Raw genomic sequence first — 26,678 nt, forward strand, 5'->3', positions numbered from 1 at the left:
CGGCGCCGAAGGTCGACGCGGTGGAAGGGAAACCAGGAACCAAAGGTGGTACGAAAAGGTTGCAGTTGCAGCTTTCATGACGCGGAAACGAAAAAACCCAGCCGGTGGGCTGGGTTTTTTTCGGACGAACAGCAAAAAGCTCCGGTTACCCAGCGAGGATGTGGGGTTCCGGTCGACGCGCACGCGAGGTCATGCCCGACGCCTGTCGGGCTGCGCTGCTGTCGTGCTGGAAGTCGGTGAGCTTCATGGCCGGGCATCTTTGCATGCGGCCGGGACCGGCGCAAGGGGCGTGGGTCGCGGAATCAGGGATTGCTGGCAGTGTTCTGTTCGGGACCGACCCATGGGGTGATCGAGACCCGGACCTTGAGCCGGTTGCCGGGATCTTCCGGCAGCCGCGAGCGGTACTTGGTGCCCTTGTAGACGTAGTCCACGTCGTAGGCGATGGGCCGGCGGAATTCACGTCCCACCGGCACGATGCGGCAGTCACGGGTCAGCATCGGCCCGTTGTTGGCCGGCGCCGGGGCCGGCGCGGGCGTCTCGACGGCGGTCTCCTCGGCCCCCTCTTCATCGCTGCGCTTGAACATCGAGCGCACCGAGTCCCAGAAGCGACCGATCCGGCCCTTGTCCTCGGCAGGCTCCTCACCGGTGACATTGACCGGCGCCAGGGTCCGGGTCGAGACCGGCTCGCAGTGTTCTTCGGTGCGGGTCGCACGCAGGGTCTGGAACACGGGTTCGACGTTCAGCACCTGCGCGTAGTCGAACTTCACGTTCTCCACGATCACCACCCGGTTGCGGGGCTCGGCCTCCTGCGCCTGGGCCACGGCGGGCAGCGCCGACAGGCAGGCCAGGGTCAGCAACGCGGTGGATTTCATTGGCGACGGGAGCAGGGACACGGCGATAGTGTAGGCAGTGGCGAGCGCAAGGGGCTGAACATTACCCGTCCGCGCCGCTCCTGCCCACCCCACCTTGGGCGGGCTTCAGGTCCACCGGTGGCAGCGCGTCGCCCCAAAGCGCCCCGACACGTTCTAAAATCACAGGCTTGTCCCCCAGTCACAGCCCCATGACCCTGCGCCTGCACAACAACCTGACTCGCCAGCTCGAACCGTTCACCCCGCTCGACCCGGCCTGTCCGACCCTGTATGTGTGCGGCCCGACGGTCTACAACTACGTGCACATCGGCAACGCCCGTGGCCCAGTGGTGTTCGGGGTGCTGGCCGACCTGCTGCGGCGGCGCTTCGGTGGCCTGCGCTACGCGCGCAACATCACCGACGTGGACGACAAGATCAACAACGCCGCGCGCGAACAGGGGGTGCCGATCAGCACCATCACCGATCGTTTCGCCGCCGCCTACCGTGAAGACATGGCCGCGCTGGGCGTGGCACCGCCGGACATCGAGCCGGAAGTGACCGCGCACATCCCGCAGATCATCACCATGATCGGGCAGCTGATCGCCAGCGGCCACGCTTACCCGGCCGAGGGCCACGTGCTGTTCGCGGTCAGCAGCTTCGAGGGCTATGGCAAGCTCTCGCGCCGCGATCCGGAGGAAATGCTGGCCGGCGCCCGCGTCGATGTCGCCCCCTACAAGCGCGACCCGGGTGATTTCGTGCTGTGGAAGCCGTCCAGCGATGACCTGCCCGGCTGGGAATCGCCGTGGGGCCGTGGCCGCCCGGGCTGGCACATCGAATGCTCGGCAATGGCCGCCGCCCACCTGGGCGAGACCATCGACATTCATGCCGGTGGCGTCGACCTGCAGTTCCCGCACCACGAAAACGAACTGGCCCAGAGCGAATGCGCGCATGGCGGCAGGATCTTCGCCCGCTTCTGGCTGCACAACGGCATGCTCAACTTCGGCGGCGCCAAGATGAGCAAGTCGGTCGGCAACATCGAGCGCGTGCACGATCTGGTTAGCCAGCACCCGCCGGAAGCGCTGCGCCTGGCCCTGCTGTCGGCCCACTACCGGCAGCCGCTGGAGTGGTCCGATGCGCTGATCGAACAGTCGGTGCGCACCCTGGACCGCCTGTACGGCACCCTGCGCGAGCTGGCGTCGGTCGTGGCGGTCGTGGCGATCCCGGCCACGGTCGAGGCGACCCTGGATGACGACCTGAACACCCCGCAGGCACTGGCCGAAGTGGCCCGCATCGCCGCCGACGCACGCCGCGCCACCGACCCCACCGAACAAGCGCGCCTGAAGGGCGAACTGCTCGGCGCCGGCCTGGCGCTGGGCCTGCTGCAGGCCGACCCGGCGCAGTGGTTCGGCACCGCCGCCAGCGATGACGGCGACGATGCGCGCATCCAGGGCCTGATCGACGCGCGCGCCGCCGCCAAGCAGGCACGCGACTTCGCCCGTTCCGACGCCATCCGCGACCAGCTGGCCGCCGAAGGCATCGTGCTGGAAGACACCCCGCAGGGCGCGCGCTGGTCGCGCAAGCGCGGCTGACCCACCCTGCCCCGTGGCCGGTCCGCCGGCCACGCCCCACCGTAGAGACTGTTGTGACCGACTCCCCGTTCCCGCTTGAACCCACCGCCGCCGAGGCCCAGACCGCCATCGCCGAGGAATTCGGCTTCTTCGGTGACTGGTCCGAGCGCTACCAGTACCTGATCGACCTCGGCCGCAAGCTGCCGGTGTTTCCGGAAGAATGGAAGACCGAAGAGCATCGCCTGCTCGGCTGCCAGTCGATGGTCTGGATCGTGCCGGAAGGCAACACGCAGTCGCTGCGCTTCCACGCCATCAGTGATTCGGCCATCGTCTCCGGCCTGATCTTCCTGGCCCTGCGCGTGTACTCCGGGCGCTCGGCGCAGGAGATCCTCGACACCGAGCCCAGCTACATCCAGGACATCGGCCTGGCCCGCCACCTGTCGCCGACCCGCAGCAACGGCGTGGCCGCGATGCTGGCCTTCATCCGTGAGACCGCGCAGGCGCAGCTGCAGCGCGAGCCCTCGTGAGCGAGCCTGCCACAGCCCAAGACACCGCGCTGGGCCTGCTGTCCCGGCCCGGTTTCGCCAGGCTGCTGGCCTACCGCATCTTCGCGATGCTGTCCTACCAGGTGGTCGCGGTCACCGTCGGCTGGCATATCTACGAAGTCACCCGCAATCCGTTCTCGCTGGGCCTGATCGGCCTGGCCGAAGTGTTGCCGTTCTTCTGCGTGGCGCCGTTCGCCGGCTACCTGGTCGACCACCTGCCGCGCCGCCGGTTGGGCATGGTCGCCTGTTCCGGGCTGATCGCCACTGCGCTGGTGCTGACCAGCGTGGCGATGGGCTGGCTGCCCGTTGACGGTGTGTGGCCGATCTATGCCGCCATTGCGCTGACCGGCATGGTCCGCGCCTTCCTGTCGCCGATCTACAACGCCCTGTTTGCCCGCGTACTGGCCCGCGACCAGTTCGCCCGTGGCGCCGGCCTGGGTGCGGTGGTGTTCCAGGCCGGCATGATCGCCGGCCCGGCACTGGGTGGCGTACTGGTCGGTTTCGCTGGCAAGGGCCTTTCCTATGCGGTGGCCACCCTGTTCGCGGCAGTCGCGATGGGCTGCCTGGCCACGCTGAAGGTGGAAGAGCCCGTGCATTCCGGCCCGGCTGCGCCGATCTTCAAGAGCATCGCCGAAGGCGCACGCTTCGTGGTCGGCAACCGGATCATGGTCGGTGCGATGGCGCTGGACATGTTCTCGGTGCTGCTGGGTGGCGTGGTGGCGATGCTGCCGGCATTTCTGCACGAGATCCTGCACCACGGTCCTGAAGGCCTGGGCATCCTGCGCGCGATGCCGGCGCTGGGTTCGGTCTGTGTCGGCCTGTGGCTGGCGCGCCACCCGCTGCACCGCAATGCCGGCCGCGTACTGCTGTTCGCAGTGGCGGGCTTCGGCCTGTGCGTGATCGGCTTCGGACTGTCCCAGCACTTCTGGCTGTCGGCGCTGATCCTGTTGTTCTACGGGGCGTTCGACGGCGTGTCGGTGGTGATCCGATCGACCATCCTGCAGCTGGCCACGCCGGAAGAGATGCGCGGACGGGTGTCGTCGATCAACGGCATTTTCATCAGTTCCTCCAACGAGCTCGGCGCGTTCTATGCCGGCACGATGGCCAAACTGCTGGGGCTGGTACCGGCGGTAGTGCTGGGCGGCTTCGCGGTGCTGAGTGTGGCTGGGATCACGGCGTGGAAGAACCCGACGCTGCGGAAATTGAATCTTCGCGACCTGCAGTGATCGCGGCGGCGCCGTGCTTTTCTGTAGAGTCGAGCCATGCTCGACTGGTGCCTCTGGAAAGCAGCCGAGCATGGCTCGACTCTACAGAAGAGCCTGCCGAGCATGGGCTCGGCGCTACAGGGGACAACCAGCCGCCCAACAAAAAACCCGGCCGAGGCCGGGTTTTTCGCATGACCATACAACGACCGGGAATCAGTCGCCCTGCTGCTTCTGCAGGTGCTCCCAACGCTCCTGGGCGTCGATGGTGCGCTCGGCGGTGAGGCGCGCTTCCAGGCGCTCCAGGCCGATTTCTTCACCGGTGTCCACGCAGTAACCGTAGTCGCCCGCTTCCAGGCGCTTCAGGGTGCTGTCGATTTTGCCGATCAGCTTGCGGTAGCGGTCACGGGTACGCAGTTCCAGCGAGTTCTCGGTCTCGCGGGTCGCACGCTCGGCTTCGTCGCCGATGTCACGCACTTCCTCGCGCAGGTTCTCGATGGTCTGCTTGGACTCTTCCACCAGGTCCGCACGCCAGTTCTGCAGGCGCTGGCGGAAGTATTCCTGCTGCAGCGGGCTCATGTATTCCTCTTCCGAGGACGGCTTGTAGCCAGCCGGCAGGATCGGGCGGCCAGTGGCCTCATCGGTCTTGTATTCGACCACCTTGTACTTGCTGCGCGGGGCCGGCGCGGCCGAGCGGGCGGCGACGGCCACGGCGACCTTGCCGACAGGACGCGGCACGGTCTTCGGGGCGGAATCGGATTTCACGGCGGTTTTGGCAGGCGATTTCGAAACGGGCACGGGATTCTTGGATTGCGGGGCGGTCGATGCTGCAGGAGCGGCGGCCGGGGCCGGCTTGGGAGCCGGTTGGGCTGCTGCCACTGCCGCGGTCTTGGCCGGGACAGACTTGGCCGGAGCCGGCTTCGCAGCTGGCTTCGGTGCGGACTTCACAACGGGGGCCGGAGTCGGCTTTACGACCGGCGCGGCGACATTCTTGGCAACTTTCTTTACAGCAGCAGGCTTGGCCGCAGCGACCTTCTTCGCTGCAGGCTTGGCGACCGGCTTGACCGCAGCCTTCTTCACCACTGCCTTCGGCGCTGGCTTGGCTGCTGCCTTCTTCGCCACCGGCTTGGCGGCGGCCTTCTTCACCGGCGCAGCCTTGCTGATGGCTTTCTTCAGCACCGGCGCCTTCTTGCCGGCAGCGGCAGGCTTGGCCTTGGCAGGCGCAGCGGCCTTCTTCGCCGCCGGCTTGGTTGCCTTCACCGGCGCTTTCTTTGCGGTGGCCTTCCTGGCCGCCGGTTGCGAGGACGCTGCCTTGGTCACCGGCTTGCTGGCCGGTTTCTTGGCAACGGGCTTTGCCGCCAACTTCTTCACAACAGGCTTGGCGGTTTTCTTGGCGGCCGTTACGGCCTTCTTTGCAGTTTTTTTAGCAGCCACGAAACGCTCTTCCTTGGATTCCCCGGGGCCCGGGAAAGCGGGCCTTTATAGCCTACCCGACCCGCAGCAGCAACCTCGGTGGCCCACTCCATTCAGTCCAGGAGACAACGGGCCCAAGGTGCGGTCCGACCAACACGGACCGCCCTGCGCGGTACGGAACCTGTCCGGCACCTGGAGGGTGCCGCGAGCGGTCGCAGGCCATTGGCGACATGCGACCAACGGCCCATCCTGCACAAATGCGGCCTTCATGCCAACTGGCATAAGATGACTGGGTGATCTCGCGCCTGCTCATCGCCCTGCTGCGCTTCTACAAGCGCTTCATCAGCCCCCTGCTGGGGCCGCGCTGCCGTTTCGTACCCAGTTGCTCTGAATACGCGATGGAAGCGATCTCGCGCCATGGCCCGCTGCGCGGCAGCTGGCTGGCGGCACGACGGCTGGGCCGCTGCCATCCGTTCCATCCTGGCGGCTTCGATCCAGTGCCCGAATCTCCCAACGCCCCCTCTTGCCGTTGCACAGGAAAACACTGACATGTCCTCCACGCTCATCACCAACGCCCGCCTGGTCAACGAAGGCCGCACCTTCGACGGCGACCTGCGCATCGAGAACGGCCGCATCGCGCAGATCGGTTCCGGGCTGGCGCCGCGCGACGGCGAGCAGGTGGTGGACGCGGCCGGGCGCTGGCTGCTGCCCGGCATGATCGACGACCAGGTGCACTTCCGCGAGCCAGGCCTGACCCACAAGGGCGACATCGCCAGCGAATCGGCGGCGGCCGTGGCCGGTGGCCTGACCAGCTTCATGGACATGCCCAATACCAATCCGCCTACGCTGGATTCGACCATCCTCGAAGCCAAGTATGAGCTTGCGCGCGGCCGTGCCTGGGCCAACTACGGCTTCTACCATGGCGCCAGCAATGACAACCTGGAGGCGATCCGCGCACTGGACCCGAAGAAGGCACCGGGCGTGAAGGTGTTCATGGGCGCCTCCACCGGCAACATGCTGGTGGACAACCCGGAAACGCTCGATGCGATCTTCCGGGAATGCCCGACCCCGATCATCACGCACTGCGAAGACACGCCGATGATCGATGCCAACCTGAAGGCCTTCCAGGAGAAGTACGGCGATGCGCTGACCCCGGACATGCACCCGGACATCCGTTCGCGCGAGGCCTGCATCAAGTCCACCCGCCTGGCAATGTCGCTGGCACGCAAGCACGGCACCCGCCTGCACGTGCTGCACATCTCCACCGCCGATGAGCTGGCGCTGTTCGAGAAGGGTCCGCTGATCCGCGCCGACGGCAGCCGCAAGCAGATCACCGCCGAGACCTGCGTGCACTTCCTGCATTTCGCGCGCCCGGATTACGCGACCAAGGGCAACCTGATCAAGTGCAACCCGGCGATCAAGGACGTGGCCGACCGCGAGGCGATCACCGCCGCGCTGGCCGATGACGTGCTGGACGTGCTGGCCACCGACCATGCGCCGCATACCTGGGAAGAGAAGCAGAAGCCGTACGCACAGGCGCCCTCGGGCCTGCCGCTGGTGCAGTACGCGCTGGTGGCCGCGCTGGAACGCGTGCACGAAGGCAAGCTGACCCGCGAACAGGTGGTGCAGAAGTTCGCCCATGCCCCGGCGCAGCTGTTCGACGTCGAGGAACGCGGCTTCCTGCGCGAAGGCTACTTCGCCGATCTGGTGCTGGTTGAGGACGTGCCGTTCACCGTCAAGCGCGAGGACGTGCTGTCCAAGTGCGGCTGGTCGCCGTTTGAAGGCACCACCTTCCGTTCGCGCATCGCCTCCACCTGGGTCAACGGCCAGCAGGTGTGGGACGGCAGCAAGCTGGTGGGCGAACCCGCCGGCCAGCGCATGACCTACGACCGCTGATGCGCTCCGCTCTCCTGATCGGGGCGCTGCTGGCGGCGCCCTTGTTTTCCGCACCTCCGGCGCAGGCACAGGATGGCATCGGCAGCCTGATCGACAGCCGCGTGGTGTTCCCGGCCAGCGCGTCGCAGGGCGCGCTGGTGATCGGCAAGGTACCCGCCGGCAGCCGCGTGCAGTACGCCGGCCGCCAGTTGCGGGTGAGCGGCTATGGCAGCGTGGTGTTCGGCATCGGCCGCGACGAGAAGGGTCCACTGCGTGTGCAGGTACAACGCCCCGATGGTGGCAGCGAGACCGCGACGATCACGGTGACACCGCGCGACTGGCCCACCGAACGTGTCAACGGCGTGCCGCCGAAGACGGTCAATCCGCCGCCGGCGATTGCCGAGCGGATCAAGCGCGAACAGGCGCAGGTGACCGCTGCACGCGCCCGTGACGACGACCGTACCGACTTCACCCAGACCTTCATCTGGCCGGTGGAGGGCCGCATCAGTGGCCGCTTCGGCAATGCCCGCGTCTACAACGGGCAGCCCGGTGCCGGTCATTCCGGCATGGACATCGCGGTGCCAACCGGCACTCCGGTGAAGGCCCCCGCCGCCGGCATCGTCACCTTTGCCGGCCCGGACCTGTACCTGACCGGCGGCACGTTGCTGCTTGACCACGGCTTCGGGGTCAGCTCCAACTTCCTGCACCTGTCACGCATCGACGTGAAGGTCGGCGACCGGGTGACCCAGGGCCAGGTGATCGCCGCTGTCGGCGCCACCGGCCGTGCCACCGGCCCGCACCTGCACTGGGGCATGAACTGGTTCGACACCCGTATCGATCCGCTGCTGGTGCTGGAACGGAAGTAACGCGCGACGAACGGCCGCCGGGCATGGCCCGGCGCTACCCGATTACCGCGCCCGGTAGCGCCGGGCCATGCCCGGCGAGCGCAGCGGCATCAGCCGCGCGCGGCCCACCACACGCGCAGCAGCGTGCGTACCGGCGTGGCTTCGATCGGCTTGCCTGCGGCCTGCGCGGCAACGCGTGCACGCGCCAGGCTGGACCACACGCGGCGCGGGCGCGGACCGGGCACGCGACTGCCCCACCCCTTCAACAGATACTGCGCCCAGCGCTGCGCGGCGGTGCTGGAATCCTCGTCCAGCAGGCTGCGCGGCACACCAGCCACGCCGGCGTCCTGCAGGCGCTGGGCCAGGGTCTGCAGCAGCACCGCACGGCCTGCGCCGGTGCGCGGCTTGTCGGCAAAAAGCGCCGCTTCCACGGCGGCTACGGCCTCGGCGTAGTTCGCCAGCGCACGCTCGGCGCCGGCCGCATCCAGCGCGACGGTACGCGCTTCAACCAGATCCGGAAGTGCTTCGGCCAATTGTGCCCACGGCGCACGCACCGGCTCCAGCAGACGGCCCAGCGGATGGCGCGAACGATGCGCGGCCCAGCTGCGCAGCTCCTCGCCCCACCACGCCAGCTTGGCGTCGGCCGGCAGCGGGTCGCCGCTGGTGTTGAGCATGTCGTCGAATTCCTGCAGCAGCGCAAACCACGCCACTGCGATATCGCGTTGCGGTTCGGCCACGAACGGGGCGGCCACCGACCATTCCGGCCAACGGCTGCGCCACTTGTCGAGGAAACTGTCCAGCGCGGTACTGCTCACTACGTGATTCCTTACGGCTGGGCCGGGGCTGCCGGCCGGGTCGGCCAGAGGCTGGCCAGTTGCAGAAGTTCGGCGTTCTCGACCAGCACGTCGGCCTGCCAGGCCAGCGGATCGTCGCTGTGCAGGCGATAGCCCCACAACGCCGCCACCGACGGCATGGCCGCGGCACGCGCGGCGATGATGTCGCGCTCGTCGTCACCCACGTACACGCAGTCTTCGGCGGCGATGCCGATGGCCTGCGCGGCGTGCAGCAACGGCAGCGGGAGCGGCTTGCGCTCGGCCAGGCTGTCACCGCCGACCAGCACCGCACAGCGCTGCTGCCAGCCGTACTGCGGCAGGATCAGCCGCGCCAGGTACTCGGGTTTGTTGGTGACGATGCCCCACACCGTACCGGCAGCGTCCAGCGCGGCGAGCATGCCCGCCACGCCGTCGAACAGCACCGCGTGCTGGCCGATCAGCGCTTCATAGCGCTGCAGGAACTCGGGAATCAGGGCATCGCGTTCAATGGCTTCCAGCTCAGGGAAGGCCACCGACACCATCGCGCGCGAGCCCTTGGACACTACCGGCCGCAGCAGCACTGGATCGACCGGCGCGCGACCACGCTCGGCCAGCATCGCATCAAGGGTGGCGACGAAGTCCGGTGCGCTGTCCAGCAGGGTGCCGTCCAGGTCGAACAGCACCGCGCGCGGGAACTGCACGGTGGTCATGCAGCCTTGACCGCGTAGGCCAGGTAGTTGATGTCGGTACGGCTGCTCAGGCGGGCATGGTTGCGCCACGGCTCGTAGGCCATGCCGCTGACATCCACCAGCTGCATATCGGCCTCGCGCAGCCAGCGCGCCAGCTCGGCCGGCTTGATGAATTCCTGGTAGTGATGGGTGCCCTTGGGCAGCAGCCGCGCCACGTACTCGGCGCCGACGATGGCCACGGCAAAAGCCGCAGCGGTGCGGTTGATGGTCGACAGGAACAGGTGACCGCCCGGCTTCAGCAGGCGCATGCAGGCCTCGATGATCGCGCCCGGATCCGGCACGTGCTCGAGCATCTCCATGCAGGTCACCACGTCGAAGCTGCCCGGCTGCTCGGCGGCCAGGTCCTCAGCAGCCTGTACCCGGTAATCGACCGTGGCACCGCTTTCCAGCGCGTGCAGGCGTGCGACCTTGACCAGTTCCGGTGCCAGGTCGATGGCGGTGACGTCGGCACCGGCCTGGGCCAGTGCTTCACTCAACAGACCACCACCACAACCGATGTCGAGCACGCGTGCGCCACGCAGCGGCACGCGGTCGGCCACGTACTGCAGGCGTACCGGGTTCAGCGCATGCAACGGCTTCTGCGGGCCGTCAGCGTCCCACCAGCGGTTGGCCAGTGCGGCGAACTTGTCCAGCTCGGCCTGATCGAAATTGGAGGATGCGTGGGGGGCAGTCATGGGGAGTCCTTGCAGCGCCGGGTTCAGGCGCGGATATGACGGATGCGCTCGCGCCACTGGCGCGCGTTGGCGATGATGCCCGGCAGGTCCATGCCGACCAGCTCGCGCTGCACCAGCTTCGGCTTGCCGGCAATCCAGACGTCGCTGACCTGCTGGCGGCCGGTGGCGTACACCAGCTGCGACAGCACGTTGTGCAGCGGCTGGGTTTCCAGCGCGGACAGATCAACGCAGACCAGGTCGGCCTGCTTGCCGACTTCGATCGAACCGATGCGGTCGCCGAAGCCCAGCGCACGGGCGCCACCGAGGGTGGACGCGCGCAGCGTGGTCGCCGCGTCCAGCGCGGTGGCATCGTCGGCCACGGCCTTGGCCAGGATCGCCGCGGTGCGGTTCTCGCTGAACATGTCCAGGTCGTTGTTGCTCGCACAGCCATCGGTGCCGATGGCCAGGTTCACGCCGGCGCGCTGCAGAGCGCAGGCCGGGCAGAAACCGGAGGCCAGCTTCAGGTTCGATTCCGGGCAGTGCACCACACTGACGCCACGCTCGGCGCACAGGTGGATTTCCGCATCGGTCAGCTGGGTCATGTGCACCGCGATCAGGCGGTCATTGACCAGGCCGAGCCGATCCAGCCGCGCCAGCGGGCGCTGGCCATGCAGCTTGATCGAATCGGTGATTTCCTGCGCGGTCTCGTGGGTGTGCAGGTGCACCTGCATGTCGAGCTGGTCGGACAGCATCCGCACCCGCTCGAAGTTGGCATCGTTGACCGTGTACGGCGCATGCGGGGCAAACGCGGTGCCGATCAGCGGATCGGTGCGCCACTGGTCATGCAGTTCACCGGCCTTGGCGAAGTACTCGTCATCGGTCCTGGCCCAGGCGGTGGGGAAATCGATGATGACCGCGCCAACCAGCGCGCGGAAACCGTGCTTCTTGTAGACCGCGGCCTGCACGTCGCCGAAGAAGTAGTTCTCGTTGGCGCAGGTGGTGCCGCCGCGCAGCATCTCGGCGATGGCCAGGGTGGTGCCGTCGGCAACGAACTCGGGGCCGATCACCGCCGCTTCCACCGGCCAGATGTGCTGCTGCAGCCAGGTCATCAGCGGCAGGTCGTCGGCGACGCCGCGCAGCAGGGTCATCGGATTGTGCGTGTGCGCGTTGACCAGGCCCGGCATCAGCGCGGCCTCGGGACGGCTGACCACCTGGGTGGCGCGGAAACGCGCACGGGCTTCGGCACGCGGCAGGATGGCCACGATCTCGCTGCCGCGAACGGCCACGGCATGGTCTTCCAGCACCACCGCATGCGGCTCGATCGGAACGACATAACCGGCTTCGATGAGCAGGTCGCAGGCTTCAGGGAGGTGCGGGCTATCGCTCATGCGGGCTCACTGGCTGGGGGGCGGTGGCCCACGATCCCCCGCGGGAGGATCGTGGTCGTGGCGCCGGGCGATACCCGGCGCCGTCCCGCAACCGTTGAGGTGGCGGGGTTGCCGGCCAGCGGCCGGCACTACACAAGGCGGGCCTGCGGCCCAGACCTTACTTCACGCGCGAGGAGTACTCGCCCGAGCGGGTGTCGACCTTGATGATTTCATCCTGGTTGACGAACAGCGGCACGCGGACCACTGCACCGGTTTCCAGGGTGGCCGGCTTACCGCCGCCGCCCGAGGTGTCGCCACGGACGCCCGGATCGGTCTCGGTGATCTTCAGTTCGACGAAGTTCGGCGGCTGCACGAAGATCGGCGAGCCGTTGAACAGGGTCACGATGCAGGACTCTTCACCCTTCAGCCACTTCTCGGCGCCGCCCATGCCGGCCTTGTCGGCCTGCACCTGCTCGAAGGTTTCCGGGTCCATGAAGTGCCAGTACTCGCCGTCGCTGTACATGTAATCCATGTTGGTATCGACCACATCGGCCACTTCCACGTCATCGGTCGCCTTCATGGTCATTTCGACCGTGCGGCCCGACTTGATGAAGCGATAGCGCACGCGGGTGAAGGCCTGGCCCTTGCCCGGCTTGATGAACTCGGTCTCGGAGATGACGGCCGGTTCATTGTTGACCAGGATCTTCATCCCGTTCTTGACATCGTTCATGCCCGCAGTGGCCATGCTCAAGCTCCTCAAATGGCGAAACCGCCGCGCGTGCGGCGAGCCGGATAGAATGGAAAGCCCACCGGAACCCCGGCGGGCAACTGTTTATGTGTCCATGATAACCGCAGGCCCCCTGTCCATGCAGCTTTCCGCCTTCCCCCGGACCCCGTCGCCAGGCGCGCCCGCACGCTGGCAGCAGCTCTGGCGCCAGGCGCTGCGCGACCCGCACGCCCTGCTGGCCCGGCTGCAGCTGGACCCGGCCGCGCTGGGTGTCTCGGACCAAGCCATGGCCCAGTTCGCGCTGCGCGTGCCGGAGGGCTTCGTGGCCCGCATGCGCAAGGGCGATGCCGCCGACCCGTTGCTGCGCCAGGTGTTGCCGATCGACGAGGAAATGCGTCCGGCACCCGGGTTCAGCTTCGACGCGGTGGGCGACGGCGCGGCAAAGAAGGCCACCGGCGTCATCCAGAAGTACCGCGGCCGTGCCCTGCTGGTGGTCACCGGCAGCTGTGCGATCAACTGCCGCTACTGCTTCCGCCGGCACTTCGACTACGGCGCGGAGAATGCCGCCAAGGGCGGCTGGCAGGAGGCGGTGGCGGCCATCGCGGCCGACCCGGACATCGACGAGGTGATCCTGTCCGGTGGCGATCCGCTGTCGCTGGCCACGCACAAGCTGGCCGAGCTGACCGACGCGCTGCGCCAGATCCCGCACATCCGGCGGCTGCGCATCCACACGCGGCTGCCGATCGTGCTGCCGGAGCGCGTGGACGAGGAACTGCTGGCCTGGCTGGGCGGCCTGCCCTGGCCGCTGGCGATCGTGGTCCACGCCAACCATGCCAATGAATTCGATGCCAGCGTGGACACCGCGATGGCACGCCTGCGCGGCATCGGTGCGCAGCTGCTGAACCAGGCGGTGCTGCTGCGCGGGGTCAACGACAGCGTGCAGGCCCTGCAGGACCTGAGCGAGCGCAGCTTTGCCGCCGGCGTGCTGCCCTACTACCTGCATCAGCTGGACCGGGTCGAGGGCGTGGCCCACTTCGAAGTGGATGACACCCAGGCCAAGGCGTTGATCGCCGGCCTGACCGCGCGCCTGTCCGGCTACCTGATCCCGAAGCTGGTGCGCGAACTGCCCGGCGACCCGAGCAAGCGCCCGCTCTGACCGTCAAAAAGGGGACGGAGGGGATTAAGTCGCAAATGCATTTGCGACTTAATCCCCTCCGTCCCCTTTTTTGTCAGAGGCCCGATTCAATCATCCGCACCACTTCGGTGGCGGTCACCGGGTGGCTCAGCCAGTAGCCTTGGCCGAGGTCGCAGCCACGCTGGGCCAGCAGCTCGAACTGCGCCTGCTGTTCGATGCCCTCGGCCACCACCGTGATGCCCAGCGCATGGGCCATGGCGATGATCGCCGTGGTCAGGGCCAGGTCGTCGGGGTCGCGCTGCATGTCGGCGACGAAACTCTTGTCGATCTTTACCCCGTCCACCGGCACCTGGCGCAGATGGCTGAGGCCGGAGAAGCCGGTGCCGAAATCGTCCAGCCAGACCTTCACACCGGTGCGGTGCAGCTTGTCCAGCAGCTGCGCGGCCACCATCTCATCGCCGATCACTGCCGTCTCGGTCAGCTCCAGATGCAGACGCGAGGCCGGCAGCCCGGACTCATGCAGGCACTGCGCCACCAGTGCCGGCAACTCACCGCCGCGCAGCTGCCGCGGCGATACATTGACCGATACGAACAGGTCATCGCCGCCCGCTCCGCGCGGCCACTGCGAGGCTTCCATGCAGGCCGCGCGCAGCACCTTCGGGCCGATGATCTCGATCAACCCGCTCTGCTCGGCCACTTCGATGAACACCGACGGCGGGATCGTGCCCAGGGTCGGGTGCTGCCAGCGCAGCAGCACTTCGACACCCACCATGCGGCGGTCGCGCATGCGGAAGATCGGCTGGTAGGCCAGGCGCAGCTCGCCTCGCTCCCAGGCACCGCGCAGCTCCTGCTCCATGTGCACGCGGCGCTCGACCGCATGGTCCATCGCGCGGCTGTAGTAGCGATAGCAGTTCTTGCCGGCCATCTTCGCCTGGTACATGGCGATGTCGCCGTTCTTCAGCAGCGTGGTCGCATCGGCCGCATCGTCGGGGAACAGGGTCACGCCGATCGAGGTGCCGAGGAACAGCTCCCTGCCCTGCACCACCAGCGGCTTGCCCAGCTCGCGCACCAGCACTTCGGCCAGCAACCGCGCGTTGGCAGCCACGTCACCGTCGCCGACCAGGATCACGAATTCGTCGCCACCGAACCGCGCCAGCAGCGTCTCATCGCCACCGGCATCGGTCACTGCGCGGCCGATGCGCTGTGCGAACTGCAGCAACGCCTCGTCGCCTGCCTCGTGGCCAAGGGTATCGTTGACCCGCTTGAAGTCGTCGATGTCGGCAAACAGCAGGCCCAGCCGATGGTTGGAGGCGCGCGCGGCCATCAACCGGTGATCCAGCGCCTCGCGGAACGCCAGCCGGTTGGTCAGCCCGGTCAACGCATCGGTATAGGCCATGCGCCGCACTTCGCGATCATGGCGGGCGATCGCATCACGCATGCTGGCAAAGCCGCGCACCAGCTCACCGACCTCGTCATCGCGACTGTTCTCGGCCAGCGGTGCCTGGTAGTCCCCGGCTTCGATACGGCGTGCCGCCGCAGCCAGGTCGCGGATCGGCGCCACCAGCGTGCGCTGCACGTAGAGGATCACCACCACGCCAATCACCACCAGCAGGCCCAGCATCAGCAGCAGCCAGCCCAGATGGCGGCTGCCGACCTGCTGCAGGCGCTCTCCGAGCGTGGCGTTGGCAGCCTGTTCGCGCTGCTGTACCTCGTCCAGCGCCATGCCGACGCGAACCCCACCGATACGCTGGTTGCCGACCATGATCGGCATTGCATTGTCGAGCACCTTCGGCGATTCCTGCACCACCAGCGCCCGTGCGGCCACAGCCCTGGGCGCCAGTGGGTCGGCCATGGGCTGCCCGAAGCCAGCGACCTCGACCGTACCGTCATGTACCAGCCGGCCATGGTCATCGAACACCAGCACGTAGCGCACCACCTGCTGGCGGGCGGTATTGCGCACCAGCGCGCCGACCTGGTCCAGGTCGCGGTAGTACAGCGGGTTGGCCAGCGCATCGGACAACTCGCGCGCCATCGCCTCGCCACGGCTGCGCACGCCGCGGTCGAACAATTCATGGATGACGCTGCCACTGAGGTTGCGCACCTCGCTCTGCATTGCCGTCTGCCGCCCAAGCAGTACCGCCAGGATCGCCACGACAACGATCATCGCCCCGCCCATCGCGAGCAGGAACCGGGCCTGCATTCCCGAGCCGAGCCACTTCATTCCACTTCCATCCGCACGCGCGTCAATCCTTGTTTCAATTCATCCAGCCGCTGCTGCGCATGCGCATCGACGCGGTGGAAACCGGAAGTGCCAAAAAACCGATGCAACGCCCCCTGCGCCCGCGGATCGCTGGCCGCCTCCAGCAGCACCTGCTGCAGGCGGTCACGCACCTTCGGATCGAGGTCGGCGCGCACCATCTCCACCGCACGCGGGTACGGCTCGGTGCGCAGCAGCTCGCGGAAATCGCGCCGGAACGCCGCCGGCACCCGCCGTTCGTCACTCCAGTCCACGCTGCTCACCGCCCCCACATCGGCCATGCCCTTGTGCACATAGGTGGCGATGTTCAATTCACTGCGTACGAACATGTAACCCACGCTGTCCCGGCCCGGCATGTCCCAGGCCCCGGCCAGGATCTGTGGCGACAGCCCGTCCTGCAGCAGGGTCATCACCGGCACCAGGTAGGCACTGGTGGAGGCGGTGTTCTGCAGGGCCAGGCGATGGCCGCGCAGATCCTGCACGCGCTGGATCGGGCTGTCGTTGCGCACGAAGAACACCGTCTGGTATTCGCGCACGCCATTGCGCTCGGTCAACAGCAGCGGACGAGCGCCGCTGCGCTGGCCCAGCGCCATGGCCGTGCCCGATGTTTCGGTGACCCAGTCGACCCGTCCCCGCCGCAGATAGCTGGCCATCTGCTGGGGATCACGCGCCATCAGGATCCTCCCCTCCTTGATGCCAACGTCGTGCATGCGCGCCACCACATAGTCCAGCAAGGGCTGCAGCTGCTCGTAATGAGCCTTGGGATCATCGCTGATCCGGCCCAGCACCAGCACCGGGTCCGTTGCTGCACGCACCGTCCCGGCCAGCAGGACCATGGCCAGGCTCAGCAGTCCCCCCTGCATTGCCTTTCGAAGACCCGACACAGGCTTCATCCCCCCTGGGTATCCGGACAGACTACCCGAAAAAATGAGAACGTCGTCAGCTGTCCTTGTTGCCCGCCTGGGCCAGCCGCGCCATGCGCTGGGTGTCGGCGAGGATGCCGCGCAACAGGCGCACTTCCTGCTCGCTCGGCTCGCTGCGCAGGAACAGGCGGCGCAGCTTGCGCATCGCCGATTCGGGCGCGCGGCCCTTGTGGAAATCGATCTCGTCCAGGGTGTCGCCGAGCTGGGCGAAGAAGCTCTCCATCTGCTCATGGCTGGCCACCGGTTCGCGGACGCCGGTCCCGGACTCAACCACCGGCTGTGCGCCAAGCAGCTGCATGCGGGTTTCATAGGCCAGGACCTGTACGGCCGCCGCCAGGTTGAGCGAGCTGAACTCCGGATCGGACGGGATGTGCACCGCCGCGTGGCACAGCTGCAGCTCTTCATTGGTCAACCCGGTGCGCTCGCGACCGAATACCAGCGCCACCTCGGCGCCTTCACCGGCTTTGGCCACCGCGCGGGCAGCGGCGTCGGCGGGCAGGTATTCCTCCAGCTGGACGCGGCGGGCACGGGCAGTGCAGCCCAGCACCAGGCGGCAGTCGGCCACGGCCTCGGCCAGGGTGGCCACCACCGGGGCGTCACCGAGTACGTCTTCGGCACCGGCCGAGCGGCGGAAGGCCTCCTCGTCCAATGGCTTTTCGGGCGCGACCAGCACCAGGCGGGCCAGGCCCATGGTCTTCAGGGCACGGGCGGCGGCGCCCATGTTGCCGGGGTGCTGGGTGCCGACCAGGACGAATCGGAGGCGGGTGGCGACGGGAAACTGGGACATGAACAGGGAAAATGTCGAGCTGGACGAAGACCAATGGTAAACTGTGCGGCCGGCCACTGCGCCGGACCCGCTCTTTTCCCCCGCCAGCCCTTCTCTTCTGCCTTTCCGGGAGCCCACGCCATGCAGAAACCCGCCGTAACCGTCATGGTCAAGGCCGCCCGCCTCGCCGGCAACGTCCTGTTGCGCAACATCAACAAGCTCGAGGCGCTGAATGTGGTGCAGAAGGGCCGGATGGACTACGCCAGCGAAGTGGACGCGGACGCGGAAAAGGTCATCGTCAAGGAACTCAAGCGCGCCTATCCCGAATACGGCATCTTCGGCGAAGAAGGTGGCGTGCAGGGCGAGCGTCGCCAGATGTGGGTCATCGACCCGCTCGATGGCACCAGCAATTACCTGCGCGGCGTGCCGCACTACTGCGTGTCGATCGCCCTGGTCGAGAACGGCGAGCCGACCGATGCAGTCATCTTCGATCCGCTGCGCAATGAACTGTTCACCGCCAGCCGTGGCGCTGGTGCCGTGCTGAACGACCGCCGCATCCGCGTTGCCGACCGCAAGGACCTGGAAGGCACCATGATCCACACCGGCTTCGCCCCGCGTGAGCGCGCCCGCGCCAGCGCCCAGCTGAAGTCGGTCGACACCCTGCTGGTCCAGGCCGAGGACATCCGCCGCACCGGTTCGGCCGCGCTGGACCTGGCCTACGTGGCCTGTGGCCGCGCCGATGCCTACTTCGAAGCCGGTGTGAAGGCGTGGGACATCGCCGCTGGCCTGCTGCTGGTCCGCGAGGCCGGTGGCAAGGTCTGCGACTTCAAGGGCGCGACCCTGGGCCGCATGGACAACCGCGGCCCGGACACCCACCAGATCGTGGCCGGCAACCTGAAGGTGGCCGAGTCGCTGCAGAAGGTGCTGGTGAACACTGGCTACGCGGCGGAGTTCGACGCGAAGTTCTGAGGTTCCGTGTAAAGCGGTTCATGGAGACGGCACCTGCGAAGGTGCCGTTTTTGTTTGCGCGCCCGCGCATAGGTAGCGCCGGGATCATTTCCGCGACCGCGGAGGGGTGTCACTTTCTTTGTGCGCAAAGAAAGTAACCAAAGAAACGCTCCGCCAGCCGCGAGCCGTCGCTACGCGCCGGTACCCTGCGCTTCTCGGCGAATCAGGGGACGGCGCCGAACTCGCTGCGCTCAAACACCGGCGCCTCTTCGCCCCTGATTCCCCTGCGATGCTCGGCTCGCTCAAGGCGGACTGGAAGGTCAAGATCAACAGCAACAGCATCCACGCGTGGCGTGGATCAACCGGGTGCGGCTGTGGCATTTGACCTTGGTTCCGCCTTGAGCGAGCCGAGCACCGCAGGTCCGGCGAGGGCGAAGAGGTGCGGGTGTCTGAGCGCAGCGAGTTCCCGCACCGTCCCTCGACGGACCGAGGAGCGCAGGGTACCGATGTGCAGCATCGGCTCGCGCCCCGGCGGCGTGTTTCTTTGGTTACTTTCTTTGCACGAGCAAAGAAAGTGACACCCCTCCGCGGTCGCGGAAACGACTCTCGCCGGGTCCTGCCCGGCGTCACCAATGCGTGGGCGCGCAAACAAAAACGCCCGGCGCGAGGCCAGGCGTTCCTGCACTACCGTGGAAGTACGGAGGCTTACGCCACCGTCGACGCCCGCAGCGCGGCGATGCGCTCTTCCAGCGGCGGGTGGCTCATGAACAGCTTCTTCGCCGTCGAACCGGCAATACCGAACGCCGCGATCTGGGTCGGCAACGTGCTCTGGCCGTGGTTGAGCTGGAGGCGCTCCAGCGCGGCGATCATCTTCTGGCGGCCGGCCAGCGAGGCACCACCGGCATCGGCGCGGAATTCGCGGTGGCGCGAGAACCACATCGAGATCATGGTGGCGAACAGGCCGAACACCATCTCCAGCACGAACACGATGATGAAGTAGGCGAAGCCACGGCCGCCGCCTTCGCGATTGCCCGACAGCGCGCTGTCGATGATGCCGCCGACCACGCGGGCCAGCACGATCACGAAGGTGTTCAGCACACCCTGCAACAGCGCCATGGTGATCATGTCACCGTTGGCGACGTGGGCGATCTCATGGCCCAGCACTGCTTCGGCCTCGTCTTCACTCATGTTGTGCAGCAGGCCGGTGGACACCGCCACCAGCGCATTGTTGCGGTTGGCACCGGTGGCGAAGGCATTGATCTCCGGGCCTTCGTACACGGCCACTTCAGGCATGCCGATGCCGGCGGCCTTGGCCTGACGCTCGACGGTGGCCAGCAGCCAACGCTCGGTCTGGTTGCGCGGCTCGGTGATGACCACCGCACCGGTGGAGCGCTTGGCCATCCACTTGGACAGCAGCAGCGAGATGAAGGAGCCACCGAAACCGAAGATACCGGCCATGACCAGCAGGCCGCTCATCGAACGCGAATCCACGCCCAAGAGTGACATCACGATGCTGGCCAGGATCAGCACCGCGAGGTTGGTCGCTAGAAAGAGGGCAATACGGGTGAACATGGGAAATTCCGGCTCGGAAGGGGTCGATATCGATCAATTTGCGGTGCGGTCAGCTTGAATTCAAGCGCCAACCTGACCGACGATTCAGCCAGCATGACCTCCCCCATTCCCTGCGGCCGCTTCGCACCCTCGCCCACCGGCCTGCTCCACCCCGGATCCCTGCTCGCCGCCTTCGGCAGCTGGCTGCTTGCCCGCCATCATGGCGGCCTGTGGCGGCTGCGCATCGAAGACGTCGATCCACCACGCACCGTGCCCGGTGCGGCGGAATCACAGCTGCAGGCGCTGGCCGCGTTCGGCCTGGTCCATGATGGCCCGATCCTCTGGCAGAGCGCCCGCAGCGAGGCCTACCAGGCCGCGCTGGATGTACTGCTCGCCAGCGACCAGGCCTTTGTCTGCCACTGCAGCCGCAGCGACCTTGCCGCCAGCGGCGGCATCCATCATCGCTGCGTCGCCCGGCAACCACGACCGGACCCAGCCGTCCGCTTCCGCGTGCCGCCCGGCAGCCTCGTGCACTTCGACGATGGCCTGCGCGGCCCGCAGCAGCAGGACGTGCAGGCCGAGGTCGGCGACTTCGTGCTGCGCCGTGCCGACGGCTGCTGGGCCTACCAGCTGGCGGTGGTGGTCGATGACGCCGCGCAGGGGGTGACCGAAGTGGTGCGCGGTGCCGACCTGCTCGATTCCACCGCGCGGCAGATCCTGCTGCAGCAGGCATTGGGGCTGGCGGTACCGCGCTACTGGCACCTGCCGCTGCTGCTCGATGCGCCGGGCCACAAGCTGTCCAAGTCCCTGGCGGCGCTGCCGGTGGACAGCGCACGCCCGCTGCCGGTGCTGCGCCAGCTCTGGCAGCTGCTCGGCCAGGCCCCTGAGGCGCTGGCGCAGGCACACGACCTGGACGCGCTGCTGGCCACCGCTCGACGGGCCTTTGACCCCGCCCAACTGCCGCGCACCGACATCCTGCTGCCGGGCGGCGCACTTTCCGCGCCGATGTTGCAGAATCCCCCTTCCCCCACCTGATTCCCGGACAGCATTCCATGACATCTCGCGTCGCACTGGTCACCGGCGGAACCGGCGGCATCGGTACCGCCATCTGCCAACGCCTGGCCGACCAGGGCCACCGGGTCGCCACCAATTACCGCGATGAAGCCAAGGCCCGGGCCTGGCTGCAGGCGATGACCGAACGCGGCTACAGCGTGTCGATCTTCCCGGGTGATGTCTCTGATCCAGACAGCGCCGAGGCGATGGTGCGCGCAGTCGAGGCCGAGCTCGGTCCGGTCGAGATCCTGGTCAACAACGCCGGCATCACCCGCGACACCACCTTCCACCGCATGCGTGCGGACCAGTGGCACGATGTGATCAACACCAACCTCAATTCGGTGTTCAACGTCACCCGCCCGGTCATCGAGGGCATGCGCCGCCGCGGCTGGGGCCGGGTCATCCAGATCAGCTCGATCAACGGCCTGAAGGGCCAGTATGGCCAGGCCAACTACGCAGCGGCCAAGGCCGGCATGCACGGCTTCACCATCTCGCTGGCCCGCGAGAATGCCGGCTTCGGCATCACCGTCAACACCATTTCTCCGGGCTATGTCGCCACCGACATGGTGATGGCAGTACCGGAGGAAGTGCGCGCCAAGATCATCGCCGACATCCCCACCGGGCGCCTGGGCAAGCCGGAGGAGATCGCCTACGGCGTGTCGTTCCTGGTGGCCGACGAGGCCTCATGGATCACCGGCAGCAATCTGGACATCAACGGCGGCCACCATATGGGCTGGTAAGGCGCGCACGGGCGGTTGCAGCGCGCGTTGCCGCCCCCTGCCGAGAGTCATGCTGCGCAGCACGCAAACCCTTGTTGCGCAACATGATCGTCGCCGAAAGCCAAGCCTGGCGGGGGCTGAGGCGGTTGCAACGGCTGCTGCACTGCGCCATGCTGCGCGTCTACTGTGACGAGTACCGCTTCATGGCTGCGACCCGCATCATCAAGAAGTATCCGAACCGCCGTCTCTACGACACCGAGATCTCCAGCTACATCACCATCGAGGACGTGCGCCAGCTGATCCTGGACGGTGAAGACTTCGAAGTCCGCGACGCCAAGAGCGGCGACGACCTCACGCGATCGGTCCTGCTGCAGATCATCGCCGACCAGGAACAGGACGGCGAACCGATGCTGTCCACCCAGCTGCTGAGTCAGCTGATCCGCTTCTACGGCGATTCCCTGCAGGGCTTCATGGGCAATTACCTGGAGCGCAGCATGCAGGTCTTCCTCGACCAGCAGCAGCAGTTCCGCCAGCAGATGGGCAACCTGCTGGGCCAGACCCCGTGGGCGATGATGAACCAGCTGACCGAGCGCAACCTGGAGCTGTGGCAGGAGTTCCAGCGCAACATGGGCACCGGTTTCGGCGGCCCGCGCCCGGGTGGTACCGGAACGGGTACCGGCACCAGCACGGGTAACAAGCCGAATGAACCCGGCACCGGTACGGGTACCGGCGGCAAGACGCGCCGCTGAGCCATTGCTCCGGCTGGAACGAAAACGGCGCGCCCCTGGCGCGCCGTTCTGTTTTGCAGTCCAGCCGCGAAACGTCAGCGTTTCGCCTTGCACCCCGTGCACACGCGCTCGACCTTGTAGCCCTTCGCCTTCAGCTTCTCGACCACGCCATCGTTGCCGAGCAGATGAAGCGTGCCGACCACGACCAGCGTACCGCCCTGCCCGGCCTGCAGGTACGGCAGCAGCTTGGGCACCCAGGCATCATTGCGACCGGTGTTGATGCGCTGGTACAGCTGCGGATACTGCTGGCGCATCTCCGCCGCCATTCTGTTCCAAAGCACGCGCTCATCGCCGCGCCGCCAGGCGTCGTGCAACTGGCGGGCCTGCTCATCACCCTTGCCGGCCTGGTCCAGCGCCTCGGACAGCATCTGACGCTGCTCCTGCACCGTCATGCCGTCGAGCATGCCGATCTGGGTATCGATATCTTCCAGGCCAGCGGTCTTGCGGCCAGTCTTCTGCGCGCGCTCCATGAAGTGGCGATCCAGGCCCAGCGCCGGGTCCAGCCCCATCTTCTGCATCTGCCCGACCGAAATGCTCAGACCGACAAACCACGGCTTCATGCCCTGCATCTGCGCCAACGGCAGCTTGTTCTCGGTGGCGAACACCTGCAGTTTCTGCCAGGTGGCGGCATCAAGATCACGCTTGAGTTCGCTGCCATCGGTGCGCACCGCGGCCTGCACCATGCGGCTGGCCAGCTGTGGCGACTGCATGTCTTCGGGCGACAGCTCGAACACCACCCGCTGCGACGCCTCGAAGGCCTGTTCCACATCGGGTGACAACGGATAGTCCTGCGGCTTCAGCAGGTGGAACGAACCGAGCAGGTACACGCGTGCATCGCCGGGGCCGGTTACCTTCCACAGCAGGGGTACCGGCGGCTTGGCGGTACCGGCAGCAGTATCGTCAGCCGCGGGTGCATTGCGCGCCAGCGCCAGCGGCGCGATCGCACAGGCCGCCAGCAGCAGCGTGGCGCGGAACAGCAATCTGATGGGCATTTCAGCCTTCTCCTTCAGGCAGGTGGTAGGCCTTCTCGCCCGCTTCCACGCGCAGGTCCAGCCGGTTTTCCGGTGGCGCCAACGGGCAGGTCGCATAGGCGGTGAACGCACACGGTGGGTTGTAGGCGTGATTGAAATCGATGCGTACCGTGCCGTCGGCGCCGGGCGCATCGGTGTCCAGGTAGCGGCCGGCCGGATAACTGCCACGGCCGCTGGTGCGGTCGGCGAAGATCAGGAACAGCGGCTGCCCGGGAGCACCGATCGCCTCCAACCGCCAGGCGCGTCCATCGCGCTCGAACTCGACCGCACCGGCATTCGGCATCTCGGTGGTCAGGCCGGTGATATCGACGATCGGCAAGGTCTTGCCCGGCGGATGCGCGATGAAGCGCGCCTGCATTTGCCAGTCCGGACCACCAGGCCAGTACTCCAGGCCGGCGAAATCGCGGCGTGCCGGTGCGTCGGCGTGCTTGACCCGCAGCGCATCGCGCGGGCCGCGACGGATGATGCCGAGCTGGCCCTTGCCACCATCGAAGGCCAGCAGGGTCGGCTGCGGATCCTTGTCGGTGTCGATGCGGATGCGGCCGCGCACCGGCTGGCCGTCATGGCTGATCTCGGCGCCCGCTTCCGGGGTGAACCACCATTGGCTGCCTTCGCGACGCAGCAGGCCCAGCTTGTCCGGCCCAACCGCCAGGCGGATGCCGTTGGTGGCGCCGCTGCCGACGAAATGCGATTTGTTCGGCAGCCAATGCAGGCCAACCAGTGCTGTCCAGCCATCGGGCCGGGTCAGGTCCTGGTAACGCGCCACGCGCCACTGCTGCTGCGCGGTGGCATAGGCTGGATCTTCAGCAACGGCCGGTGCCGGCGGCGTCGCCGGGCTGCAGGCCGCCAACAACAAGGCGGCCAGCAGGCCGCCCATTCCCCGATAACGCATCGATGCTCCCCTCAACGTCCGCGCAGGAACCAGCGGTCAATCTCCGCCAGCGAAAAACGGGCCCAGGTCGGTCGGCCGTGGTTGCACTGGCCGGACCGCTCGGTGATTTCCATGTCGCGCAGCAACGCGTTCATTTCCGGCACGGTCAACCGCCGGTTGGCACGCACCGCGCCGTGGCAGGCCATGGTCGACAGCAGCTCGTCACGTGCAGTTGCCACGCGGCGGCTCTGGCCGTGCTCACGCAGGTCGGTCAGCACGTCGCGCAGCAGGCCTTCCGGTTCGGCGTGGGCCAGCAGCGCCGGAATACTGCGTACATGCAGCGAGCCGGGGCCGGCGCGGGTCACTTCGAAGCCGAGTGCGGCCAATGTATCTGCCTCGCTCTCGGCGGTATCCGCCTCGCGCTCCCCCACCGCCAGCGTGATCGGCACCAGCATCGGCTGCGACTGCAGGCCGATGCCGTCGTGCGCGTTCTTCAGCCGCTCGTAGCCGATGCGTTCGTGCGCCGCATGCATGTCGACCACGATCAGGCCCTCAGCATTCTCGGCCAGAATATAGATGCCGTGCAGCTGCGCGATCGCATAGCCCAGCGGCGGCACGCCGGCGTCGGCGCTGGTCACCGGCAGCCCGTTCTCTGTCGGCATCGGCGGTAACGCCGCCCCGCGTTCTGCACCTGAGGGTGCGGCATACAGCGCAGCATAGGCAGCCGGAGCATCGGCAACCTGCAGCCCCAGTGGCTGTTGCGGGCGCCAGCCTGAGAATCCGCCACCACCACCACCGGAGCCAGCGCCGGGTGCGGGACCGCGCACCAGTCCGAAACCGGAGGCGCCCGCGGTTGATGCCACCGGTGCAGCGGCCGCATCCACCGGATGCACGGCGCCAGCACCGATCTCCTGCGCCGACATGCCGGCGCGGGTATCGGCCAGCGCATCCTTCAGCGTGCGGTAGACGAAGTCATGGACCAGCCGCGAATCACGGAAGCGCACTTCGTGCTTGGCCGGATGCACGTTGACGTCGACGCGGGTCGGATCCAGCTCCAGGAACAGCACGTAAGCCGGCTGGCGGCCGTGGTACAGCACATCGCCGTAGGCCATCTTCACCGCGTGGGCGACGCTGCGGTCGCGTACCGAACGGCCATTGACGTACAGGTACTGCTGGTCGGCACTGGCCCGCGAATAATGCGGCTGCGCGATCCAGCCGTGCAGGCGCAGCCCGGCACCGCTATGGTCCACGCGCACCGCCTGGTTGGCGAAGTCCTCGCCCAGTGTTTCAGCCAATCGCGTATCGGAGTACAGGTCGCCCGGCTTGTAACGGCGTGACGCCTTGCCGTTGTGCGACACGCGCAGTTCGACATCCGGCCGCGCCAGCGCCAGCGAACGCAGCCACTCTTCGATATGGCCCAGTTCGGTGCGCTCGGCGCGCAGGAACTTGCGTCGTGCCGGCACGTTGTAGAACAGCTCGCGCACTTCCACGGTGGTGCCCGGCGCATGCGCGCGCGGGGTCACTTCGCCGATCTTGCCGCCTTCGATCTGCAGCGCCGAGCCATGCTCGTCATGCGCGCGGCGCGAGGACAGGGTGAAGCGGCTGACCGAAGCGATCGACGGCAGCGCTTCACCGCGGAAGCCCAGCGTGGCCACCGATTCGAGATCGTCGAGGTCGGCGATCTTGCTGGTGGCGTGGCGTGACACCGCCAGCGGCAACTGCTCCGGCGCGATGCCGCTGCCGTTGTCGCGGATGCGGATCAGGCGCACGCCGCCCTCTTCCAGGTCGATATCGACGCGGCTGGCGCCTGCATCGATCGCGTTCTCGACCAGCTCCTTGACCACCGACGCAGGACGCTCGACCACTTCGCCGGCGGCGATCTGGTTGATCAGGATGTCCGGCAACGGCCGGATCGGGCGCGGACCGGGCGCGCTCATGGGATGGAATGGGCAGCAGACTTCATGGGTTGATGATAGCGGAGCAGCCCGTCGTCCGCCGGGCATGACCCGGCGCTACCGTAACCTATTGCGCG

The 26,678-nt window shown here is 67.3% G+C and carries 25 protein-coding genes; 11 read left to right on the forward strand and 14 right to left on the reverse strand.

All coding sequences use genetic code 11. The features are described from left to right. Positions 1–302: 302 nt before the first annotated feature. Entirely contained in the window at positions 303–872 is a 570-nt protein-coding gene (locus AC3ITW_RS15130) for a glycine zipper 2TM domain-containing protein (protein WP_065724288.1), read from the reverse strand. A gap of 188 nt (positions 873–1,060) precedes the next feature. Between AC3ITW_RS15130 and cysS the strand changes: the two genes are divergently transcribed. From cysS to AC3ITW_RS15145, 3 genes are read left to right on the forward strand one after another with little or no spacing between them, the layout of a single operon-like run. Then, complete coding sequence (gene cysS, locus AC3ITW_RS15135) at positions 1,061–2,437, forward strand: cysteine--tRNA ligase (RefSeq protein WP_489389694.1); 1,377 nt, start codon at positions 1,061–1,063, stop codon at positions 2,435–2,437. A 53-nt stretch (positions 2,438–2,490) separates the two neighbouring features. Beyond that, positions 2,491–2,943 carry a SufE family protein gene (locus tag AC3ITW_RS15140; protein WP_100435013.1) on the forward strand — a complete coding sequence of 151 codons (453 nt, stop codon included), beginning with the start codon at positions 2,491–2,493 and terminating at the stop codon, positions 2,941–2,943. Continuing rightward, positions 2,940–4,187 carry an MFS transporter gene (locus AC3ITW_RS15145; RefSeq protein WP_100435014.1) on the forward strand — a complete coding sequence of 416 codons (1,248 nt, stop codon included), beginning with the start codon at positions 2,940–2,942 and terminating at the stop codon, positions 4,185–4,187. The genes AC3ITW_RS15140 and AC3ITW_RS15145 overlap by 4 nt, the downstream gene beginning before the upstream one ends. Before the next feature lie 192 nt (positions 4,188–4,379). Here AC3ITW_RS15145 and dksA read toward each other — a convergent pair whose 3' ends face one another. Further along, positions 4,380–5,597 (reverse strand): RNA polymerase-binding protein DksA, encoded by a 1,218-nt coding sequence (dksA, locus tag AC3ITW_RS15150; RefSeq protein WP_100435015.1) that lies wholly within the window; start codon positions 5,595–5,597, stop codon positions 4,380–4,382. A 272-nt stretch (positions 5,598–5,869) separates the two neighbouring features. Between dksA and yidD the strand changes: the two genes are divergently transcribed. Genes yidD through AC3ITW_RS15165 form a run of 3 tightly spaced genes read left to right on the forward strand, consistent with a single transcriptional unit; the run spans position 5,870 to position 8,317 of the window. Continuing rightward, positions 5,870–6,124, forward strand: coding sequence for a membrane protein insertion efficiency factor YidD (yidD, locus tag AC3ITW_RS15155; RefSeq protein WP_005414016.1), 255 nt, complete (start codon positions 5,870–5,872; stop codon positions 6,122–6,124). Position 6,125: 1 nt separating this feature from the next. Beyond that, entirely contained in the window at positions 6,126–7,472 is a 1,347-nt protein-coding gene (locus AC3ITW_RS15160; protein ID WP_012511647.1) for a dihydroorotase, read from the forward strand. Beyond that, entirely contained in the window at positions 7,472–8,317 is an 846-nt protein-coding gene (locus AC3ITW_RS15165; RefSeq protein ID WP_065724293.1) for a M23 family metallopeptidase, read from the forward strand. The genes AC3ITW_RS15160 and AC3ITW_RS15165 overlap by 1 nt, the downstream gene beginning before the upstream one ends. 89 nt (positions 8,318–8,406) lie before the next feature. On the opposite strand, the gene AC3ITW_RS15170 is transcribed toward AC3ITW_RS15165, so the two are convergent. The 5 genes from AC3ITW_RS15170 to efp form a co-directional block, all read right to left on the reverse strand. Beyond that, positions 8,407–9,111: a squalene/phytoene synthase family protein gene (locus AC3ITW_RS15170; protein ID WP_006379719.1), complete on the reverse strand. Its 705-nt coding sequence runs from the start codon at positions 9,109–9,111 to the stop codon at positions 8,407–8,409. 11 nt (positions 9,112–9,122) lie between these two features. Then, positions 9,123–9,818 carry a phosphoglycolate phosphatase gene (locus AC3ITW_RS15175; RefSeq protein ID WP_489389695.1) on the reverse strand — a complete coding sequence of 232 codons (696 nt, stop codon included), beginning with the start codon at positions 9,816–9,818 and terminating at the stop codon, positions 9,123–9,125. Beyond that, complete coding sequence (gene ubiG, locus AC3ITW_RS15180) at positions 9,815–10,531, reverse strand: bifunctional 2-polyprenyl-6-hydroxyphenol methylase/3-demethylubiquinol 3-O-methyltransferase UbiG (protein ID WP_006379724.1); 717 nt, start codon at positions 10,529–10,531, stop codon at positions 9,815–9,817. The genes AC3ITW_RS15175 and ubiG overlap by 4 nt, the downstream gene beginning before the upstream one ends. Before the next feature lie 23 nt (positions 10,532–10,554). Beyond that, positions 10,555–11,898 (reverse strand): TRZ/ATZ family hydrolase, encoded by a 1,344-nt coding sequence (locus AC3ITW_RS15185; protein ID WP_012511648.1) that lies wholly within the window; start codon positions 11,896–11,898, stop codon positions 10,555–10,557. 157 nt (positions 11,899–12,055) lie between these two features. Beyond that, entirely contained in the window at positions 12,056–12,622 is a 567-nt protein-coding gene (efp, locus tag AC3ITW_RS15190; RefSeq protein ID WP_006379771.1) for an elongation factor P, read from the reverse strand. Between the two features lie 97 nt (positions 12,623–12,719). On the opposite strand from efp, the gene epmB reads away from it, so the two are divergent. Then, positions 12,720–13,760 carry an EF-P beta-lysylation protein EpmB gene (epmB, locus tag AC3ITW_RS15195; RefSeq protein WP_180889278.1) on the forward strand — a complete coding sequence of 347 codons (1,041 nt, stop codon included), beginning with the start codon at positions 12,720–12,722 and terminating at the stop codon, positions 13,758–13,760. A 73-nt stretch (positions 13,761–13,833) separates the two neighbouring features. On the opposite strand, the gene AC3ITW_RS15200 is transcribed toward epmB, so the two are convergent. The 3 genes from AC3ITW_RS15200 to AC3ITW_RS15210 all read right to left on the reverse strand — a co-directional run bounded on the left by AC3ITW_RS15200 (position 13,834) and on the right by AC3ITW_RS15210 (position 17,706). Next, positions 13,834–15,960 carry a putative bifunctional diguanylate cyclase/phosphodiesterase gene (locus AC3ITW_RS15200; RefSeq protein WP_489389696.1) on the reverse strand — a complete coding sequence of 709 codons (2,127 nt, stop codon included), beginning with the start codon at positions 15,958–15,960 and terminating at the stop codon, positions 13,834–13,836. Next, a complete protein-coding gene (locus AC3ITW_RS15205; protein ID WP_012511651.1) occupies positions 15,957–16,859 on the reverse strand; it encodes a phosphate/phosphite/phosphonate ABC transporter substrate-binding protein in 903 nt (300 codons plus the stop codon). The genes AC3ITW_RS15200 and AC3ITW_RS15205 overlap by 4 nt, the downstream gene beginning before the upstream one ends. Positions 16,860–16,935: 76 nt before the next feature. Then, positions 16,936–17,706, reverse strand: a complete 771-nt coding sequence (locus tag AC3ITW_RS15210; RefSeq protein ID WP_012511652.1) for an RNA methyltransferase — start codon at positions 17,704–17,706, stop codon at positions 16,936–16,938. Positions 17,707–17,826: 120 nt separating this feature from the next. Here AC3ITW_RS15210 and AC3ITW_RS15215 point away from each other — a divergent pair, with 120 nt between their 5' ends. Then, the gene (locus tag AC3ITW_RS15215) at positions 17,827–18,654 is read left to right on the forward strand and encodes an inositol monophosphatase family protein (protein WP_012511653.1); all 828 of its coding nucleotides are present in this window, start codon (positions 17,827–17,829) and stop codon (positions 18,652–18,654) included. Between the two features lie 684 nt (positions 18,655–19,338). Here AC3ITW_RS15215 and htpX read toward each other — a convergent pair. Next, positions 19,339–20,205 carry a protease HtpX gene (gene htpX / locus AC3ITW_RS15220; RefSeq protein ID WP_006379846.1) on the reverse strand — a complete coding sequence of 289 codons (867 nt, stop codon included), beginning with the start codon at positions 20,203–20,205 and terminating at the stop codon, positions 19,339–19,341. 93 nt (positions 20,206–20,298) lie between these two features. Here htpX and gluQRS point away from each other — a divergent pair, with 93 nt between their 5' ends. The 3 genes from gluQRS to phaR all read left to right on the forward strand — a co-directional run bounded on the left by gluQRS (position 20,299) and on the right by phaR (position 22,705). After that, positions 20,299–21,219: a tRNA glutamyl-Q(34) synthetase GluQRS gene (gene gluQRS / locus AC3ITW_RS15225; protein ID WP_100469049.1), complete on the forward strand. Its 921-nt coding sequence runs from the start codon at positions 20,299–20,301 to the stop codon at positions 21,217–21,219. Positions 21,220–21,236: 17 nt separating this feature from the next. After that, on the forward strand, positions 21,237–21,977 hold the full coding sequence (locus AC3ITW_RS15230) for a beta-ketoacyl-ACP reductase (RefSeq protein WP_006379851.1): 741 nt from the start codon (positions 21,237–21,239) through the stop codon (positions 21,975–21,977). A 182-nt stretch (positions 21,978–22,159) separates the two neighbouring features. Continuing rightward, positions 22,160–22,705 (forward strand): polyhydroxyalkanoate synthesis repressor PhaR, encoded by a 546-nt coding sequence (phaR, locus tag AC3ITW_RS15235; RefSeq protein WP_012511655.1) that lies wholly within the window; start codon positions 22,160–22,162, stop codon positions 22,703–22,705. A 74-nt stretch (positions 22,706–22,779) separates the two neighbouring features. Here the strand turns inward: phaR and AC3ITW_RS15240 are convergent, their stop codons facing one another. From AC3ITW_RS15240 to mutL, 3 genes are read right to left on the reverse strand one after another with little or no spacing between them, the layout of a single operon-like run. Continuing rightward, a complete protein-coding gene (locus AC3ITW_RS15240) occupies positions 22,780–23,736 on the reverse strand; it encodes a TraB/GumN family protein (RefSeq protein ID WP_006379885.1) in 957 nt (318 codons plus the stop codon). Position 23,737: 1 nt separating this feature from the next. After that, positions 23,738–24,667, reverse strand: coding sequence for a DUF1684 domain-containing protein (locus AC3ITW_RS15245; protein WP_489389697.1), 930 nt, complete (start codon positions 24,665–24,667; stop codon positions 23,738–23,740). A gap of 11 nt (positions 24,668–24,678) precedes the next feature. Then, the gene (gene mutL, locus AC3ITW_RS15250) at positions 24,679–26,583 is read right to left on the reverse strand and encodes a DNA mismatch repair endonuclease MutL (RefSeq protein WP_006379887.1); all 1,905 of its coding nucleotides are present in this window, start codon (positions 26,581–26,583) and stop codon (positions 24,679–24,681) included. Between the last annotated feature and the right edge of the window lie 95 nt (positions 26,584–26,678).

It is taken from the genome of Stenotrophomonas sp. KH_052 (genome assembly GCF_057838755.1).

Coding starts and splice junctions, on each gene's coding strand:
- phaR (WP_012511655.1), top strand. CDS start 22,160: ATGGCTGCGACCCGCATCATCAAGAAGTATCCGAACCGCCGTCTCTAC.
- AC3ITW_RS15185 (WP_012511648.1), bottom strand. CDS start 11,898: ATGAGCGATAGCCCGCACCTCCCTGAAGCCTGCGACCTGCTCATCGAA.
- AC3ITW_RS15245 (WP_489389697.1), bottom strand. CDS start 24,667: ATGCGTTATCGGGGAATGGGCGGCCTGCTGGCCGCCTTGTTGTTGGCG.
- epmB (WP_180889278.1), top strand. CDS start 12,720: ATGATAACCGCAGGCCCCCTGTCCATGCAGCTTTCCGCCTTCCCCCGG.
- AC3ITW_RS15200 (WP_489389696.1), bottom strand. CDS start 15,960: ATGAAGTGGCTCGGCTCGGGAATGCAGGCCCGGTTCCTGCTCGCGATG.
- AC3ITW_RS15210 (WP_012511652.1), bottom strand. CDS start 17,706: ATGTCCCAGTTTCCCGTCGCCACCCGCCTCCGATTCGTCCTGGTCGGC.
- AC3ITW_RS15205 (WP_012511651.1), bottom strand. CDS start 16,859: ATGCAGGGGGGACTGCTGAGCCTGGCCATGGTCCTGCTGGCCGGGACG.
- AC3ITW_RS15240 (WP_006379885.1), bottom strand. CDS start 23,736: ATGCCCATCAGATTGCTGTTCCGCGCCACGCTGCTGCTGGCGGCCTGT.
- AC3ITW_RS15215 (WP_012511653.1), top strand. CDS start 17,827: ATGCAGAAACCCGCCGTAACCGTCATGGTCAAGGCCGCCCGCCTCGCC.
- AC3ITW_RS15165 (WP_065724293.1), top strand. CDS start 7,472: ATGCGCTCCGCTCTCCTGATCGGGGCGCTGCTGGCGGCGCCCTTGTTT.
- mutL (WP_006379887.1), bottom strand. CDS start 26,583: ATGAGCGCGCCCGGTCCGCGCCCGATCCGGCCGTTGCCGGACATCCTG.
- ubiG (WP_006379724.1), bottom strand. CDS start 10,531: ATGACTGCCCCCCACGCATCCTCCAATTTCGATCAGGCCGAGCTGGAC.
- htpX (WP_006379846.1), bottom strand. CDS start 20,205: ATGTTCACCCGTATTGCCCTCTTTCTAGCGACCAACCTCGCGGTGCTG.
- gluQRS (WP_100469049.1), top strand. CDS start 20,299: ATGACCTCCCCCATTCCCTGCGGCCGCTTCGCACCCTCGCCCACCGGC.
- AC3ITW_RS15160 (WP_012511647.1), top strand. CDS start 6,126: ATGTCCTCCACGCTCATCACCAACGCCCGCCTGGTCAACGAAGGCCGC.
- AC3ITW_RS15130 (WP_065724288.1), bottom strand. CDS start 872: ATGAAATCCACCGCGTTGCTGACCCTGGCCTGCCTGTCGGCGCTGCCC.
- AC3ITW_RS15230 (WP_006379851.1), top strand. CDS start 21,237: ATGACATCTCGCGTCGCACTGGTCACCGGCGGAACCGGCGGCATCGGT.
- efp (WP_006379771.1), bottom strand. CDS start 12,622: ATGGCCACTGCGGGCATGAACGATGTCAAGAACGGGATGAAGATCCTG.
- cysS (WP_489389694.1), top strand. CDS start 1,061: ATGACCCTGCGCCTGCACAACAACCTGACTCGCCAGCTCGAACCGTTC.
- AC3ITW_RS15175 (WP_489389695.1), bottom strand. CDS start 9,818: ATGACCACCGTGCAGTTCCCGCGCGCGGTGCTGTTCGACCTGGACGGC.